A 16,693-nucleotide genomic window follows, 5' to 3' on the forward strand; every position below is an offset into this window, starting at 1 on the left:
CACGGTGCATGGCGCGTCCGTCCGTTGCCGTCAGATCCGTTTGAAGCCCTGCGCTCCCACCAGCGTCACCACCTGTCCGGCGATGGTGGCCCGGCATAGGAACTCCCCGCCCTTTGGATTGCTCATGCGGAAGGCCACGACGCTGTCATCCTCGCGGAGCTGATCGAGAACACGCGATTTCTTCGGGACCGCGCTCTTGCAGGCGGACAGTGCATTCTCGATCTGTTGGGCGGCCTGCTCGAACAGGGCGGTCTCGGTGGTCATGGCGAAGCGCGGCCGGTAACGCTCGCGCTCGAAGGCCAACTGACGGCGGGCCTCCTCCAGCCGGGCCTGCTCCTGCTGGCGTTGCCAGCGGTCGCGTTCGTTCTGTTCATGGATTTCGAGGATGCGCTTGTTCTCCTCCTCCTTCGCCTTGCGGGCGCGGTCGCGGTCGCTGATGATTTCGCTACCTTTGCGGTCGCAGTCGATGAGGGGGTTCGTCTCCTCCAGATGGATGGCGTCCTTCATGCTCGGCGGATGGCCGGCGTCCTTGCCGTCCGCTATGTAGTGACAATTGTATTCGTTGGCGGACGCCGCGGCCGGGAACAGGCCGAGGACTGCGGCGGCAAGAAGGACGGCGCGGAGCATGGATTGGCCTTTCCGGCGGATGCTTCGGGGCGCCGGATTGCGCCTTGGTCGTCCCTGGAGGGGACAGCGCCACCCGGCATTGGAGAAACACCCGCCGTCGGACCTTATTCCGTCTGAAACCCTCATCCGCCGATAATGGCGGTTGAAGCACCGGATATCGTTCCCGTGCCGCCGCAGCGGTCGATCAGACAGCCACCCGCTTCTCGCGCACGGCCTCGATGGTCCGCATCACGCCGCGCAGCTCGGCGAGACCCTTCAGCCGGCCGACGAAGGAATAGCCGGGGTTCATCGTCTGGCCGATGTCGTCGCCCAGCAGATGGCCGTGGTCGGGACGCATCGGGATCTGGGCGTCGGCGCGGCCGGACTGCTTGCGGCGGGCCTCCTCCTCGATCAGCGCCGCGGCCACGCCGATCAGGTCGGTGTCGCCGCCGAGATGGTCGGCCTCGTAGAAGGAGCCGTCCGGCTCGTGCGTGGTGTTGCGCAGATGGACGAAGTGGATGCGCGGCGCGAATTCCTTCGCCATCGCCACCAGATCGTTCTTCGGGTTGGACCCGAAAGACCCCGTGCACAGCGTCAGTCCGCAGGCTTCCTGTGGTACGGACTTGAACATCGCCCGCACATCGTCGGCGGTGGACATCACGCGCGGCAGGCCGAAAATGGGGAAGGACGGATCGTCGGGGTGGATGCACAGCCGCACCCCTTCCTCTTCCGCCACCGGCGTGATCTCGCGCAGGAACTCGACCAGATTGGCGCGCAGATCCTCGACGCCGATCTCCTGGTACAGCTCCAGCATGCCGCGGAAGCTGTCGCGGTCATAGGCGAAGTCGCGCGCCGGCAGCCAGTCGATCAGGTTGCGTTCCAGCTCCGCCACCTGCTCCACGCTCATCGCCTCGAACCGCGCCTTGGCGGCGGTGATGTGGGCGGGATCGTAGCTGGCCTCGGCATTGCGGCGTTTCAGCACGAACAGGTCGTAGGCGGCGAAATCGACGCTGTCGTAACGCAGGGCATAGCCGCCGTTCGGCAGCCGGTGCATCAGGTTGGTGCGGCTCCAGTCGGTGATGACCATGAAGTTGTAGCAGACCACCGGGATGCCGGCGCGGGCCACATTGCGGATCGACTGCTTGTAATTGTCGATCTTGGTGCGGAAGTCGCCGGTGCGGGTCTTGATCTCTTCGCCGACGCCGATGCTCTCCACCACGGCCCATGTCAGGCCGGCGGCCTCGACCATGGCGCGGCGCTTCTGGATTTCCTCAGGCGTCCAGACGCTGCCCTGGTTCATATGGTGCAGCGCCGTGACGATGCCGGTTGCACCGGCCTGACGGGCCTTCTCCAGGGAGACGGGATCGTCCGGGCCGAACCAGCGCCAGGTTTCCTGCATGATATGGTCCTTTCAAAAACGGGTCTGCATGCGACGGTCGTGGCCGCCGCGATTTCACGGGTTGGCGAGGAAGGCGGTCAGCGTCCCGGCGACGCCGACGGTCATCAGCCTGTCGAGATGGCGGACCACCGCGTCGCGGAAGCCGGCCTCGGCGACCAGTTCGGGCGCGAAGATGTCCTCGATGGCGAACAGGGCCGCCGCCAGCGCACCGGGATCACCGGCATGGACGCGGGCGATGCGGGTCAGCCCCGCCGCCATCGGATCGGCGACCACATAGGCGTTGCCGGCCTCGTCCTTTTCCAGCAGGAAGCGCATCCAGGCCGCGACGGCCAGCGGGATCACCGCCGGTGCCTTGCCGGCGGCGAACAGCTCGCGGGCCGGCTCCAGCAGGCGTGGCGGCAGCTTCTGCGATCCGTCGGACGAAATCTGGATGGTGCGGTGGCGGATGCCCGGATTGCGGAAGCGCGCCTCCAGCGCCGCGGTGTAGGCCGGAATGTCGGTCCCCGGCACCGGCGGCAGGGTGGGGATCAGGTCCGACGCCCACAGCCGGTGCATGATGGCGGGCAGCTGCGGGTCGGTCATGGCGTCGGCGATGGTCTCGATCCCGGAGATCACCGACAGGTAGGCCAACAGCGAATGGGCGCCGTTCAGGCAGCGCAGCTTCATCAACTCAAACGGATGGACATCGTCGACCAGGATGGCGCCGGCCTTTTCCCAGGCCGGCCGGCCGAGCGGGAAGCGGTCCTCGATCACCCACTGTTTGAACGGCTCGGTCACCACCGGCCAGGCGTCGGCGCAGTCCAGCGCCGCGTCCACCGTGGCGCGGTCGGCGTCCTGGGTGGCCGGCGTGATGCGGTCGACCATGGTGCAGGGGAAGCTGACATTCTCCGCGATGTAGGCGGCAAGCTCCGGGTCGCGCAGCTCGGCATAGCGGACGACGATCCCCTTAACCTTGATGCCGTTCTGGGCGAGGTTGTCGCAGACCAGCACGGTGAAGGGCGGCTGTCCGGCGGCGCGGCGGCGGCGGATGGCCTCGCACAGCAGGCCTGGCACGCTGCGCGGTGCCGTGGGAGCGGCAAGGTCGGCGCGGATCAGCGGATGCGCCTCGTCCAGCGAGCCGGTGGCGGCATCCTGGCAATAGCCCTTCTCGGTGACCGTCAGGGTGACGATGCGGATCTCCGGCTTCGCCGTCAGGGCCAGCACCTCCTCCAGCTGGTCGCCGGTCGCCATGGCGTCGAGGAAGGAGCCGACCACGCGCAGGCGGTCGCGGGTTCCCTCGCGCACCAGCAGCGTGTAGAGGCAGTCCTGCGGCTTCAGCGCGTCGCGGATGGCCGGCGACAGCGGATCGACGCCGACGATGCCCCAATCCTTCTCACCGGCGGCCAGCACGTCGTCGGTATAGGTGGCGAGATGGGCGCGGCAGAAGGCGCCGAGGCCGATATGGACGATGCCGGGCGTCACCGCGGCGCGGTCGTAGGCGGGGCGTTCGACCGCCGGCGGCAGGCGGCGGAGGGTATCGGTGGAAAGGCGGGTTTGTGAAGGACGGGCCGCCAGCAGGGCGGTGTTCGCGTCGGGCATGATGGGCTCCGGTTCGCGGCGGTCGCTGCGGTCACCCGGTTTTTCCGCTGTCGCGGAGTGTCGCGGGGGGCCGGTGCACCGTCATTCGGTCAGGCTTGGATTGTTCGGGAAAACTCCGGGGCGGGGTGCCCCGGAGCCTTGGAGTGGGCGTGTCAGACCTCGATGCCGGCCGGGGTGCGGCCCGACCCGGTCTTCGGCAGGATGAAGTGCATGATCGCCAGACCGACGAGGTAGAGGACGGAGGCGATGCCGAACAGCACCTGATAGTTGCCGTTGGTGGCGTCCAGCAGGCGGCCGACGCCCATCGACACGAACATGCCGACGAAATAGGCGCAGAAGCCGCCGATGCCGACCACCGAACCCACCGCGTTGCGCGGCATGGTGTCGGACACGATGGTGTAGACGTTGGCCGAATAGCCCTGGTGGGCGGAGGCGGCAATGCCGATCAGCAGCACGGCCACCCACATGTTGGACACGGTGGAGGCGAAGAAGACCGGCAGCACGCACAGGCCGCAGACCAGGAAGGTCAGCTTGCGGGCGCGCAGCGGCTTCATCCCGCGCTTGATCAGGTGGGAGGAGAACCAGCCGCCGCCGACGCTGCCGAAATCGGCCATGGTGTAGATGATGATCAGCGGCAGCATCGCCCCGAACAGGTTGACGCCATACTGCGTGTTCAGGAAGCCCGGGACCCAGTTCAGGTAGAACCACCAGACCGGAGCGGAGAAGCAGGTGCCGACGATGTTCGCCCAGGTGCCGCGGTAGCTCAGCAGCTTGATCCAGGGGATGTTTTCCTGCGGCAGCACCGGGTCGCTGCGGATATAGGCGAGCTCCTCGGCCGTCAGCTTCGGATGCTCTTCCGGCTTGCGGTAGATCAGCAGCCAGGCGATGACCCAGAAGAAGCCGATGCCGCCGGTGACCAGGAACGCCGCCTGCCAGCCGAAGGCGACCAGCAGGATCGGCACCAGGATCGGCGCCACGACCGCGCCGACGTTGGAGCCTGCGTTGAAGATGCCGGTGGCGAGCGCCCGTTCCTTGGCCGGGAACCACTCCGACACCGCCTTGATCGAGGCCGGGAAGTTGCCGCCTTCGGTCAGGCCCAGGCCGGCACGCGCCACCTTGAAGCCGAAGACGCTGCCCATGAAGGCGTGGATGCAGGCGAAGAAGCTCCAGCCGGCGACGGCGGCCGGCAGGCCGATGCGGATGCCGACCTTGTCCATCAGGCGGCCGCAGCCGATGTAGCCGAAGGCGTAGGCCAGCGAGAAGGCGGCGACGATGTCGCCATAGTCGGACTCGGTCCAGCCCATGTCGCCCATCAGCGTGGACTTCAGCAGGCCCAGGACCTGACGGTCCATGTAATTGATGGTCGTCGAGAAGAAGAGCAGGGCGCAGATGGTCCAGCGGTAGCGGCCGATGGCCTTGCTCACCGTGACCGCCGCCTTGCCGATGCCGCCGGCCCTGCCGGCCGGCTCCGCCGACTGCGCGGGGGCGGCGCCGGCAATGATCTGTTCGCTCATGATTTGGCATCTCCAGCCAGGACGCGTGTCACCGCCGCCGGTCTTCGATCCGGCACCCATGGCCGATCCTGCACCGGTCATGGGCGCGCCGAAGGGCATGCGCGGAAGCCGGTATTCCGGGCTCCCACGCTGCGTCGGGCGGCGGTTTCTCGCGTTTCAGCACTGTCTCCTGGAGCAGTCCGGCCATCGTCGGGAGCGGTGCCGCTTCGGTACCGTTCGTGGCGTTGCATACTACCATTCCAGTTGCTGGTATATTAGTTGCGCCCCCGGCCGGCGGTCAATCGAACCATCTGCGGCATTTCGTCAGGTTGCCGCTGGCCGAGAGGTTGAGCCGTCACATATCAAACCGAGATAACTCGAAAGCCTAGGAGCAACCCCGATGTACAAAATCAGGGGATCCGCATGAAGATCGCAGACTAAGGCTGGTCAAGGTGCAGGAGACGGCAGGGTGGGGGAACCGAGTGCCATGGCGACGATCATGACGGCGTTGGCCGGCGGCGTGGGGCTGCTTGCCCTCATGACCCTCGCTTATGGGACCGTCCTCTACCGGCTGAGTGACCGGCCGTGGCTGCGGCAGATATGCCTTGGCCTGATGTTCGGCGCCGGCGGGGTTGCGGCGATGCTTCAGTCGGTTCCGGTCGTGCCCGGCGTCTATCTGGACGTGAAGGCGGTTCCGGTCGCGCTGGCCGCTCCTTTCGGCGGCATGCTGACCGCCCTCCTGGCCGCCGCCATCGTGGCGACGGGCCGGATCGCCGTCGGCGGTGCGGGCATGCTTCCCGGCGTGACCGGGATCCTGCTGGCCGGGGGGATCGGATTCCTGATCGCCTGGCTGACGCCCGCCGCGGAATGGCGGGGAGCGAGGCCGTTGTTCCTGCTGGCTCCCATTGCATCGCTTCACACGCTCAGCATCTTCGTGCTGCCCTGGGGCGTGGCCCTGCCGACCTTCATCCATGGCGGGCTTCCGGTCGCCCTCTTCACGGTGGTCGGCATCCTGATGCTGGGAACGATGCTGGCCCGCGAGCGCCGCCGCGTCGATACCGAGCGGGTGCTCCGCGACGCCGCACTCAGCGATCCGCTGACCGGCCTTGCCAACCGCCGGGCCTTCTTCGGCGCCATCGACCGCGAGGTCGCCGGCGCGCTGCGCCAACATACGCCGGTGTCGCTCCTGCTGCTGGACATCGATCATTTCAAGGAGGTCAACGACGCCCGCGGCCACGACGCCGGCGATGCCGTGCTGGTGGCCTTGAGCCGCGTGTTGCAGCGCGGCGTGCGGCAGAGCGACCTCGTCGCCCGTTTCGGTGGCGAGGAATTCGCCATCCTGCTTCCCTGCACGGCGCTCGAGGGCGCCTTCCTGCTCGCCGAGCGCCTGCGCTGTGCCGTGCGCGATTGCGGCGTCGAGCATGACGGCGCGCTGCTGCGTGTGACCGTCAGCATCGGCGTCTCCACCCTCGCCCCGAATTCGGACCGTCCCGACACGCTGATCAAGGCGGCGGACATTGCGCTTTATCGCGCCAAGTCGGACGGCCGGGACCGGGTGTGCCGGGACCGCGCGCTCTGTCCGCCGGAACCGGTGCCGGTGGCTTAAACGCTGTTCGCGGCCGTCACCCTGTCTGCCGGGCGCGGGGGGAGGCGCAGGCGGCGGCGACCACCTCGCCGGTCCGGCCGACATGGTGGACGAACAGATGCTCCGCGGTCTTGCCGTCGCGGGCCTCCAGCGCCGCCAGGATCTCGCGGTGCTCCAGCACCGATTCCTTCCATCGCCCCTGGGCGCCCAACGCGAAGTAGCGCGCCCGCGCCAGCCGGCCGAGCAGCCGGTCATGCGCCTCGACCAGCGCCGGGTTCTTGGCGCTCGACACGATCAGCCGGTGGATCTTCTGGTTGATCGCGAAATACTCCTCCAGCGCGCCGGCCCCCTGCAGCGCCTCGATCTTCTCCTGGAAGCCGCGCAGGCGGCGCAGGTCGGCGGCGGTCATCCGTTCGGCGGCGAGTCGGGCGGCGAAGCTCTCGATGCAGCCTTCCGCCTCGAACAGGTGGGTCAGCTCGGCGGCATCGAGCGGGGCGACGATGGCGTTGCGGTTGGGGCGCAGCATGACCAGCCCGTCCGCGGCCAGCAGCTTCAGCGCCTCGCGCAGCGGCGTGCGGGAAATGCCGAGCTTCTCGCTCAGCTCCGGTTCGATCAGGCGGGCGGACGGCGCCAGCTCGCCATAGATGATCATGTCGCGCAGCCGGTCCACCGCCATGTCCGCCAATGGCGGCGTCGGCACCGCGCGGCGTCGGCGCGGCGGAGCGGTGTCCAGCGAGGTGTCCGGCGTGTCGTCCGGCCTGTCATCGTCGAAGGTCATGGTCGGGCTCATGGCTGGGACTCCGGCCCGCATCCGGCGAGCGTTTCCTCTGCGAAAGCGGCGAAGCGCAGCACCCGGCGGTCCATCCCGCGCGGCGCCACGATCTGCAAGCCCACCGGCAGCCCGCCACGCCCCGTCCCGCAGGGCAGGCTGAGCGCCGGAACCTTGGCGTGGTTGAACAGCGGGGTGAAGACGGCATGCGCCCGCGGCGGCACCGGCTGTCCGCCGATGGTTTCCGGTCCCAGCCGGTCCAGCGGCCAGGCGGCGCAGGGCGTGGTCGGCCCGACGATCAGGTCCACCGAAGAAAACTGCGCAGCCAGCGCGCGGCCGACATCGACGCCGAGCAACTGCGCCGCCGCGACCTCCGCCCCGCTCAAGGACAGTCCGCGCTCGATCTGCACGGCGATGTCGGGATCGAACAGGCCGGGATCACGGCGGAAGGCCTCGCCATAAAGTGCGGCGAGCCCGGCATGCTGCAGCGGCATCAGCGCGGTTTCGGTGACGCCGGCCGGCCAGTGTGGGAACCGGCCTTCTGGACGGACGACGCGGGCACCGGCGCCGGCCAGTACCTCCACCGCCCGCTCCACCGCGTCGCGGACATCGTCGTCAACCGGCGCGTCCAGGCCGAATGCCGGGCTGTAGGCGACGGTCAGGGACGCAATCGGCCGCTCCTCCGCCGGGGCGATGGCGGCGCTGTCGGGATCGCGCGGGTCGGGGCCGGCCAGTGCCTCGAACATCAGGGCGGTGTCGGCGATGTCGGCGGCGATGGGCGCCATCACCGCGATGCCGACGAAGGGCTCGGCGAAGCCGGGGCCGTAGGGGATGGCGCCGAAGCTGGGCTTGAAGCCGACCGCGCCGACATGGGCAGGCGGGCGGCGGCTCGATCCGCCGGCATCGGTGCCGAGCGCCAGCGGTACCAGCCCGCCCGCCACCGCCGCAGCCGGCCCGCCGCTGGAGCCGCCGGGGGTCAGATTCAGGTCCATCGGGTGGCGGGTCGGGCCGAACAGCGGGTTGGTCGTGACGCCCTTGCAGGCGAATTCCGAGCTGTTGGCCATGCCGACGACGACCGCACCGGCACGGCGCAGCCGCTCCACCGCGATGGCGTCGGCGGGGGCGCGGAAGTCGGCGAACAGGCGCGATCCCTGGGTGACGCGCCGGCCGGCGACCCAGATGGTGTCCTTGACCGCCACCGGCACGCCCGCCAGCGGCAAATTCTCTCCTGCGGCAAGGCGGCGGTCCACCGCGTCGGCCTCGTCCAGCGCCTGCTCGGCATGGACGGCGACCAGGGCGTTCAGGGCAGGATTGCCGGCGGCGATGCGGGCAAGTGCAGCTTCGGTCACGGCGCGGGCATTGCTGCGTCCGCTCCGCACGGCTTCGGCCTGAGCCATGGCGCGAAGGGGAAGGGTCATCGCTTGTCTCCGAGAAGGCTCAATCCCGCCAGTGCCGCCAACAGCCCCACCACGAGATAGCCGGCGGCGAGGCTGCTGACCGCGGCGGCGGCGACCAGCAGGACCGGGCCGGCGATCAACCCGGCGAAGCCGCCGACCATCACCGCCCCCGTCGCCTCGCCGATGCGGCCCGCCGGCGCCAGCCGCGCCACCTCGGCCAGGAACACACCGTTCCAGCCGCTGGCGGTCAGCCCGAACAGGAAGGTCAGCGCCACCAGCACCGGGAAGGGCAGGGAGGCGCCGGCCAGCGCGACCAGCACCGACGCGGCGGCCATGCCCAGCCCGAGCAGACCGACCAGCAGGCGCGGCGAGACCCAGCGCGACGCGACCACGCCCCAGCCGAGCCGCCCGGCCAGCCCGCCGGCCTGTCCGGCCGCCAGCGCAACGCCGGCGGCGACATGCTCCAGCCCGAGTTCCGCCACGGCGAAGACCACGAAGAAGCCATTGAGCGTCAGCTGGCTCGCCGCATAGGGGGCGGAGACGAGAGACAGCCGCCGCAACGCCGGATCGCTGCGCAGCAGCCGGATCGCCGTCACCAGCCCGAAGGCGGAGGTGGCGGACCGCGTCAGCGGATCGTAGGCCGTCCGCAGCCGTTCGAAGGGCAGGACGCAGACCAGCGCCAGCGCGGCGATGGCGGCATAGCCGGCGCGCGGATCGGCGACGGTGGCCAGCAGCGGCAGGGCCAGCGAACCGGCCATGGCGCCGATCTGGTTGCCGGTCTGCCGGACGGAGAATACCATCGGCCGGTCGGCTTCGCGCACCAGCTGCCCGAGGATGGCGGCGCTGGCCGGCGTCTCCGGCCCGCAGGCCAGCCCGATGGCGATCCCCGCCGCCAGCAGCGCCAGGGAGCCGCCCCCCGTCATCGCGCACAGCATGGCAGCGGCCACCGCCACCGCGCAGAAGCTCGCCACCCGGAAGGAGCCCAGCCGCCCGGCCAGCACGCCGCCGCCCAGCGATGCCACCATTCCCACGGCGAAGCCGGTGGTGGTGAACAGGCCGAGCCCCGCCGGGTCGATGCCCATGCGCGGCGCCAGCACGCCCGGCGCGAACAGGGCGAGAGCCACCAGGGCCTGCAGGCCGGTCATTCCCAGCAGTGCCGGCAGAAGCGGCGGCTGCGCTGGCGCGTCCGCCGCGGATTCGGCTACCATTGCGGAAACTCTGACCTGGAGGCGGCATGGCCGGCGGTATTTCGATTCACGGCGTGGACGTGGCGCGCGGCGTCGCCGCCGAAGGGCTGCGGGTGGAGCTTTACGCCCTGACGCCCGACCGCCGTCTGCTGGCCGACGGCCGTCTCGGCGCCAACGGGCAGCTCGACCACCCCACGGTGCGTGGCGAGGGCATTGCCCCCGGCCCGCACGAGGTGCTGTTCCATGTCGGCGACTGGCTGCGCGCGGCGGGATATCCGGAGGAGCAGACCCGCTTCCTCGACGTCATGCCATTCCGCTTCAAGGTGACCGACCTGGACCGCCATCTGCATCTGCCCTTCAAATTCACCCCCTTCGGGGTTTCTCTCTTTCTGGGTGTGTAGGGGGGATCAGGTCAACCGCTTCGACAGGCCGGCGACGCGCTCCATCACCATCATCAGCGCGATGGTGGCGACGATCAGCACGCCCGACAGCGCCGCGACCGTCACGTCCAGCTTGCCTTCCAGATCCTGCCACATGCGGATCGGCAGCATGTCGGTCGCGGCGTCGCGCAGGAACAGCGACACCGGCACATTGTCGAAGGACGCCATGAAGGCGATGAATCCGCCGGCCATGATGCCCGGCCGGATCAGCGGCAGGGTGATGCGGCGGAAGGTGAACCAGCGGGTGGCGCCCAGGCTGGCCGAGGCCTCCAGCAGGGTCGGGTTCATCTGCGCCAGCGAGGCCACGGTGTTGCGCACCACGAAGGGCACCGACACCACGGTGTGGCCGATGATGAGGGTCAGCGGCGACACCGGCACGCCGACCAGCGAGAAGAACATCAGCGACGACAGCCCGAAGGCCAGCGCCGGCAGCACCAGCGGCGACAGGAACAGGCTGTCCAGCACCCGCGCCGTCAGGCTGGCCGAGCGTGCGATGCCGAGCGAGGCGGCGACGCCCAGCAGGACCGACAGCCCGGTCGCCCAGGCCGCCACCTTCAGGCTGTTCATCAGCGCGAACTGCAGCTGCCACGCGTTCCACAGCTCGACATACCAGCGCAGCGAATAGCCGGGTGGTGGGAATTTCAGCGAATAGCCGCTGGTGAAGGACACCCAGATCACCACGACCGTCGGCGCCGCCAGCAGCAGCAGGGCCAGCAGCGCCACCCCCGTCATGACGATGCGGAAGCTGAGCGCGTCGAAGTCGATACGGCGGTTGCCCATGGCGGCCTCCTCAAGGTCAGGCGTTGGTGTAGCCGCGCGACAGGCGGCCCAGCACGTTGAAGATCGACACCACCACCAGCACCGCGACCAGGAAGATGACGGAGATCGCGGCGGCGAAGGGCCAGTTCTGCAGGGTCGAGGCCTGCTGGTAGATGTACATCGGCATGAACAGCATCTGTCCGCCGCCGATCAGGCTCTGGGTGATGAAGGCGGTGATGGCGGCGGCATAGGTCAGCAGGCAGCCGGCGATGATGCCCGGCAGCGACAGCGGCAGGATCACCTTGCGGAAGGTCCGCCAATGCCCGGCCCCCAGCACCGACGAGGCGTCGGCGAGGTTCGGATCGATCCGGCTCAGCGCCGTGATCAGCGGCAGCACCATCAGCGGCATCTGCACCTGCGCCAGCGCCATCACCACGCCGCCCTCGGTGTAGAGCAGCTTCAGCGGCGTATCGATCAGCCCCAGCCCGAGCAGAGAGGCGTTGACGATCCCCTGCCGCCCAAGGATGACCACCCAGGCGAAGGTGCGCACCACCACGCTGGTCAGCAGCGGCAGCAGCACCAGCAGCATGATGACGCCCTTTGCCCAGCCGGGGGAGCGCTGGTGCAGCCACGCCACCGGATAGCCCAGCAGCAGCGTCAGCGCCGTGACCTTCACCCCCAGCCACAGCGTCGATCCCAGCACCCCGAGGCTGAAACTGTCGCCGAGGAAGGTGACGTACTGGGTCAGCCCGAAATGTCCGCCCTGCGGATCGGTCTGGAAGCTCAGCGCCAGCAGGATGACCAGCGGCGTGACGAAGAAGACGACGAACCCCGCCGCCAGCGGCGCCGCCAGTTTCAGGTCGTATGTGGTGACGTTGCGCAGCGTCGCGGCCATTGGGGGGCTCCTCTTGAGATGCCCTCTCCCGCCCCGGGAGAGGGAGGAGACCCGCCGAAGGCGGGGAGGGTGAGGGGCGATCCGAACATGGATTCTCACTCGATCCTTGGATCATCCCTCACCCTTCCCAAGCTTCACTTGGGCCCCTTCCCTCTCCCGGGGCGGGAGAGGGAGAGCTTCAGCGGGTCGTTCGCGTCATCAAACCCTGATCTCGCGGTTGAAGCGTTCGATCCAGGCGCCGCGCTGCTCGTTGATCTTGGCCCAGTCCTGGAAGACGAACTTCTTCGCGATCTCGGCATGGTCCTTGGCCAGCGTCTTGGCGAGTTCGCCCTTGATCGCGACCTTGGTGTTGGTCGGCACGATCAGGAACGGCTCCTCCATCAGCTTGGCCTGCACCTCCGGCGACAGGGCGGCCTCGATCAGCTTGAAGGCCAGTTCCTTGTTGGGAGAGTTCTTGACGATGTGGATGGTCGTCTTGAAGGCGATGGCGCCTTCCTTGGGGATGACGAACTCCACCGGGACGCCGCGCGCCTTCAGGATCTGGATGGCGTTGAAGTTGCCGGGGGAGATGTCGATCTGGCCCTGCTGGAACAGGGTGGCGAGCTGGCCGGGGTTGGCGGCGACGGCGGCGAGGCTGGGGCGCAGCGCCTCCAGCGCCTTGAAGGCGGGGTCGATGTTGGATTCCGACCCGCCATGCATCTTGGCCAGCTCCACCATGAACCCGGTGCCGAGCGTGGAGTTCAGGTTGGTGATGCCGACGCGGCCCTTGAATTCCGGCTTCCACAGATCGGCCCAGGAGGTCGGCGGCGTCTTCACCGTTTCCGGGTTGTAGGTGATGCCCACCACCTGGAAGAAGGGCGCCGGTCCTGTCGGCATCTGTGCGGCCGGGATCAGGTCCTTGTAATGGGCGCTCTTTTCCACTGGATAGGGTTCGACCAGATCCTGCGCGATGGCCTGCAGCGCGGGCCCCGGATCGTGCAGCATGACGTCGATCGGCGGGTTGTTCTTCGCCGCGTTCACCTTGGCGATCTGGTCGACCGACAGCATGGGGTCGAGCACCATGTCGGCGTTGCCGGTCGCCTTGCGGAAGGCGGGGACGAGCACGGCCTTGTGCGCCTCCTCCCAGCTGCCGGTGAAGGTCGCGAAGACCAGCGGGCGCGCCTGCGCCCAGGTCAGGCCGGGGAAGGCGTGCATGGCACCCAGCGTCAGGGCCGTCTGCATCAGGGTGCGGCGGGTCAGCAGCATGGATCACTCCTGTCGGGTGGGGGAGGCGATAGGGGGCAGGGAAAGACGGATCAGGCCGCGGCGAAGACCGAGGCGAGGCGGGGGGCGACCGGGGCGAGGCGCACCGGCGTGCCGGGGGCGAACAGCGCGGCGCGGTCGATGCGCGGTTCCGACACCTTCACGGCGGAACCGTCGGCGATGCGCACCTCATGGACGATTGTGGCGCCCAGCGGCAGCCCCATCTCCACCACGCCGTTCAGCGTGTCGGCGCCGGCCGCCGCCTGATCGACGCGCAGATGCTCCGGCCGCAGGCAGACGGTGACGCGGCCGCCGGGGCGGACCTCGCCCTTGGGCGCGCGCGTCTCGATGGTGCCGCCGGCATCCAGCCGCACCGTGCCGCCGCTGCGGTCGGCATCGAGCAGAACGCCGCTCAGCAGGTTGGCGGAGCCGACGAAGGTGTTGACGAACAGGCTGTCCGGCGCGTCATAGATCTCGGTCGGCGGGGAGAACTGCTCCAGCCGGCCCTGGCTCAGCACCGCGACGCGGTCGGCCATCGACAGCGCCTCCTCCTGGTCGTGGGTGACGAGGATGGTGGTGATGCCGGACAGGCGCTGGATGCGCTTCACCTCGATCTGCATGTCGAGGCGCAGGTTCTTGTCGAGTGCGGCGAAGGGTTCGTCGAGCAGCAGGATCGACGGGTTCACCGCCAGCGCGCGGGCCAGCGCGACGCGCTGCTGCTGCCCGCCGGACAGCTGGCGCGGCATGCGGTCGCCGAGATGGCCCAGCTTCACCAGATCCAGCATGCGCTGGGCCTCGCTGCGCTGGGTGGCGCGGTCGACGCCACGGGCGTCCAGCCCATAGGCGACATTCTCCGCCACCGTCATGTGCGGGAACAGCGCATAGTTCTGGAAGACGATGCCGACGGAGCGGCGGTTGGGCGGCAGCCCGTCGATGGCCTCGCCGCCGACGATGACGTGGCCCTTCGTCTGGGCCATGAAGCCGGCGATGATCCGCAGCAGGGTCGTCTTGCCGCAGCCCGACGGTCCGAGCAGGGCCACCAGTTCGCCGCCCTTGATGTCGAGTGTCACGTCATCGACGGCCAGCGTGTTGCCGTAGCGCTGGGTGATCCCGTCGAGAAGAAGCGTCTGCCCACGCTGGGCCGACTGGCTGCTTTGCGAGGCTCCGACCATGGCTGCACCGTCCGTTTCGCGTTGTACTTTGCAGATCGCTAGATAGCAAAGCGCATGCCGTTTTCGGACTTATGCTGTTATATCAGATGTTTAAGGTAATTCCGGCTTTATGTGAGGAGCGGCTGTCGTTTCAGAGTGATGCCGATTTAAGCGGCAGGCGCAGGCAGTTGCCGCATTTGGCGCCAACGATGCTAAGCATTTGCTCCCACCCTAACCCTCCCCCGCTGGGCGGGGGAGGGGACTGCCGCCACCCTCCTGCACAAGCACTTGCTCCCTCCCCTGCGAGAGCGGGGGAGGGTTGGGGTGGGGGCAATGGAGTGGGGAGCCCCTCACACCAGCGGCAGGTCGCTGCCGCCATTGACGATGTCCACCGTGCCGGAGATCAGGTTCTCCGCATACAGCGCCTCCAAATCTATGCCGCCGGCCGGACGCACCGGGCGGATGGCGCGGATCCAGCCCGCGATCGCCTGTTCCTGCCGACGGCGGATCGCTTCCGCCTCGTCCACCGTCACCGCCTGGAAGGACAGGCAGTCGCCGGGGCGCAGGCGGCCGGTGCGGGGCAAGTCGGCCGAGATCACGGTGGCGATCTTGGCATAGCCGCCGGCGGTCTGATGGTCGTTCAGCAGCAGGATCGGCTGCCCGTTGCCCGGCACCTGGATGGAGCCGGTGACCAGCCCGTCCGACGGAATGTCGGCCGACCCGCGATGCTTCAGCGCCGGCCCTTCCAGCCGCAGGCCCATGCGGTCGGCCTGCTTGCCGACATGGTAGGTGGCCGACAGAAAGGTCGCCAAAGCCTGCTCGGTGAAGCGGTCGTCCTGCGGCCCCAGCACGACGCGCAACGGCCCGCTGCCATAGTCCGGCGGCTGCGGCAGTTCCAATTCCTGTTCATCGGGCGGTCCATCTGGCGCGCCATCGCGGACAAGCGGCAGCCGGTCGTCCTGTCCCAGAGGACGCCCGCCGAGCGGACCGATGCCGGCCCGGACATAGGCGGAAAGGCTGCCCATCACCGGTGCCAGCGCAAAGCCGCCGGCCACCGCCAGATAGGCCACCGACGCACCATCCACCGCCCCCAGCCGCAGCAGGTCGCCCTGGCGCAGGCTATGGCTGCGGTGGGGTTCCAGCGGCCGGGTGGCCTCCCCCTCGCGCTCCAGCGTCATCGCCAGCGGGCCGACCGCGGCGATGCGGACGGAGGCGGCGTCCACCCGCAGGACGGGGCCGAGCAGGGCAATCTCCAGCCCCGCCATGCCCTGCGGATTGCCGACCAGCGCATTGGCGAGCCGCAGCGCCACCGGGTCGAGCGCGCCGGCCACCGGCATGCCCAGCTCCTGGAAACCGAAGCGTCCCAGATCCTGGATCGTCGCGAACAGGCCCGGTCGCACCACCGTCAAAGCGGCCGTCAGATTGGCGCTCATGATGCGGCCCTCAGGCTGGCGGGGTCGAAGCGGCCGGCGGTCACCGCCTGCGCGATGCCGTCGAAAGCGGCGCGGTCCACCGCCTCGAAGCGCACCCGGTCACCGGCCGCCAGCAGGACGGGATCGGCCCGGCCGGCGTCGTAGAGCGGAATCGGACAGCGGCCGATCAGGTGCCAGCCGCCGGGGCTTTCCCACGGATAGACGGTGGTCAGCCGCCCGGCGACGGCGACGGAGCCGGCCGGCACCCGCACTCGCGGCTCCGCCCGGCGCGGCCGCTCCAGCTCCGCCGGGAGGTCGCCCATGTAGCCGAAGCCCGGCATGAAGCCCAGCATGTAGACGAAATACTCGGTCGATCCGTGCAACTCCGCCACCCGCTCCACGGTAAGTCCCAGCCCGACGGCCAGTTCCGCCAGATCGGGGCCGAGGTCCGGGTCGTAGCAGACCGGCAGGCGCCACAGCCGCCCTTCGGACGCGGCGGCGTCGCAGCCGGCCAGCGCCGCCTCCACCGCCGCCTGCATCTCCCGCCGCCCGGTGGCGACGGGGTCGTAGACCACCAGCAGCGAGCGGAAGGTCGGGACCGTCTCCACGAGCCCAGCCGGCGGTTCGGCTTTCAGCCGGGCGTGCAGGGCCATGACGCGGGCGTTGGTCGCCCGGTCGATGGCCTCGCCGAACTCGACATTGAAGGCGGTGTCGCCTGCGGTGGTGAAGCGGATCTCCACGCCCACGCTCCTTACCCGATCATCAACGACGGCAGCCACG

General features: G+C 69.2%; 15 protein-coding genes. 2 read left to right on the forward strand and 13 right to left on the reverse strand.

The genetic code is table 11. From position 1 onward, the window contains the following. Positions 1 to 30: 30 nt before the first annotated feature. From AZOLI_RS19450 to AZOLI_RS19465, 4 genes are all read right to left on the reverse strand, one after another. Positions 31 to 627 (reverse strand): hypothetical protein, encoded by a 597-nt coding sequence (locus AZOLI_RS19450; protein ID WP_014188841.1) that lies wholly within the window; start codon positions 625 to 627, stop codon positions 31 to 33. Between the two features lie 184 nt (positions 628 to 811). Next, positions 812 to 2,005 (reverse strand): mannonate dehydratase, encoded by a 1,194-nt coding sequence (gene uxuA / locus AZOLI_RS19455; protein WP_014188842.1) that lies wholly within the window; start codon positions 2,003 to 2,005, stop codon positions 812 to 814. A 54-nt stretch (positions 2,006 to 2,059) separates the two neighbouring features. Continuing rightward, on the reverse strand, positions 2,060 to 3,583 hold the full coding sequence (locus tag AZOLI_RS19460; RefSeq protein WP_014188843.1) for a mannitol dehydrogenase family protein: 1,524 nt from the start codon (positions 3,581 to 3,583) through the stop codon (positions 2,060 to 2,062). Positions 3,584 to 3,735: 152 nt separating this feature from the next. Next, positions 3,736 to 5,097 (reverse strand): MFS transporter, encoded by a 1,362-nt coding sequence (locus AZOLI_RS19465; RefSeq protein ID WP_014188844.1) that lies wholly within the window; start codon positions 5,095 to 5,097, stop codon positions 3,736 to 3,738. A gap of 466 nt (positions 5,098 to 5,563) precedes the next feature. Here AZOLI_RS19465 and AZOLI_RS19470 point away from each other — a divergent pair, with 466 nt between their 5' ends. Further along, positions 5,564 to 6,682 carry a GGDEF domain-containing protein gene (locus AZOLI_RS19470; RefSeq protein ID WP_014188845.1) on the forward strand — a complete coding sequence of 373 codons (1,119 nt, stop codon included), beginning with the start codon at positions 5,564 to 5,566 and terminating at the stop codon, positions 6,680 to 6,682. A 16-nt stretch (positions 6,683 to 6,698) separates the two neighbouring features. Here AZOLI_RS19470 and AZOLI_RS19475 read toward each other — a convergent pair whose 3' ends face one another. Genes AZOLI_RS19475 through AZOLI_RS19485 form a run of 3 tightly spaced genes read right to left on the reverse strand, consistent with a single transcriptional unit; the run spans position 6,699 to position 10,035 of the window. Next, on the reverse strand, positions 6,699 to 7,451 hold the full coding sequence (locus AZOLI_RS19475) for a GntR family transcriptional regulator (protein WP_014188846.1): 753 nt from the start codon (positions 7,449 to 7,451) through the stop codon (positions 6,699 to 6,701). Next, on the reverse strand, positions 7,448 to 8,848 hold the full coding sequence (locus tag AZOLI_RS19480; protein ID WP_014188847.1) for an amidase: 1,401 nt from the start codon (positions 8,846 to 8,848) through the stop codon (positions 7,448 to 7,450). Before AZOLI_RS19480 ends, AZOLI_RS19475 begins: the two co-directional genes overlap by 4 nt. Next, complete coding sequence (locus AZOLI_RS19485) at positions 8,845 to 10,035, reverse strand: MFS transporter (protein ID WP_014188848.1); 1,191 nt, start codon at positions 10,033 to 10,035, stop codon at positions 8,845 to 8,847. The genes AZOLI_RS19480 and AZOLI_RS19485 overlap by 4 nt, the downstream gene beginning before the upstream one ends. Before the next feature lie 26 nt (positions 10,036 to 10,061). Between AZOLI_RS19485 and AZOLI_RS19490 the strand changes: the two genes are divergently transcribed. Then, positions 10,062 to 10,415 (forward strand): hydroxyisourate hydrolase, encoded by a 354-nt coding sequence (locus tag AZOLI_RS19490; protein ID WP_014188849.1) that lies wholly within the window; start codon positions 10,062 to 10,064, stop codon positions 10,413 to 10,415. Between the two features lie 6 nt (positions 10,416 to 10,421). Here the strand turns inward: AZOLI_RS19490 and AZOLI_RS19495 are convergent, their stop codons facing one another. The 6 genes from AZOLI_RS19495 to pxpB all read right to left on the reverse strand — a co-directional run bounded on the left by AZOLI_RS19495 (position 10,422) and on the right by pxpB (position 16,659). Next, positions 10,422 to 11,234, reverse strand: coding sequence for an ABC transporter permease (locus AZOLI_RS19495; RefSeq protein ID WP_014188850.1), 813 nt, complete (start codon positions 11,232 to 11,234; stop codon positions 10,422 to 10,424). A gap of 16 nt (positions 11,235 to 11,250) precedes the next feature. Further along, positions 11,251 to 12,108, reverse strand: coding sequence for an ABC transporter permease (locus tag AZOLI_RS19500; protein ID WP_014188851.1), 858 nt, complete (start codon positions 12,106 to 12,108; stop codon positions 11,251 to 11,253). A gap of 198 nt (positions 12,109 to 12,306) precedes the next feature. After that, positions 12,307 to 13,353 carry an ABC transporter substrate-binding protein gene (locus AZOLI_RS19505; RefSeq protein ID WP_014188852.1) on the reverse strand — a complete coding sequence of 349 codons (1,047 nt, stop codon included), beginning with the start codon at positions 13,351 to 13,353 and terminating at the stop codon, positions 12,307 to 12,309. 50 nt (positions 13,354 to 13,403) lie between these two features. Then, positions 13,404 to 14,522 carry an ABC transporter ATP-binding protein gene (locus tag AZOLI_RS19510; protein WP_014188853.1) on the reverse strand — a complete coding sequence of 373 codons (1,119 nt, stop codon included), beginning with the start codon at positions 14,520 to 14,522 and terminating at the stop codon, positions 13,404 to 13,406. A 329-nt stretch (positions 14,523 to 14,851) separates the two neighbouring features. Beyond that, on the reverse strand, positions 14,852 to 15,934 hold the full coding sequence (locus AZOLI_RS19515; protein ID WP_014188854.1) for a biotin-dependent carboxyltransferase family protein: 1,083 nt from the start codon (positions 15,932 to 15,934) through the stop codon (positions 14,852 to 14,854). Beyond that, on the reverse strand, positions 15,931 to 16,659 hold the full coding sequence (gene pxpB, locus AZOLI_RS19520; RefSeq protein ID WP_014188855.1) for a 5-oxoprolinase subunit PxpB: 729 nt from the start codon (positions 16,657 to 16,659) through the stop codon (positions 15,931 to 15,933). Before pxpB ends, AZOLI_RS19515 begins: the two co-directional genes overlap by 4 nt. Between the last annotated feature and the right edge of the window lie 34 nt (positions 16,660 to 16,693).

This window comes from Azospirillum lipoferum 4B (genome assembly GCF_000283655.1).
Classification (GTDB): Bacteria; Pseudomonadota; Alphaproteobacteria; order Azospirillales; family Azospirillaceae; genus Azospirillum; species Azospirillum lipoferum_C.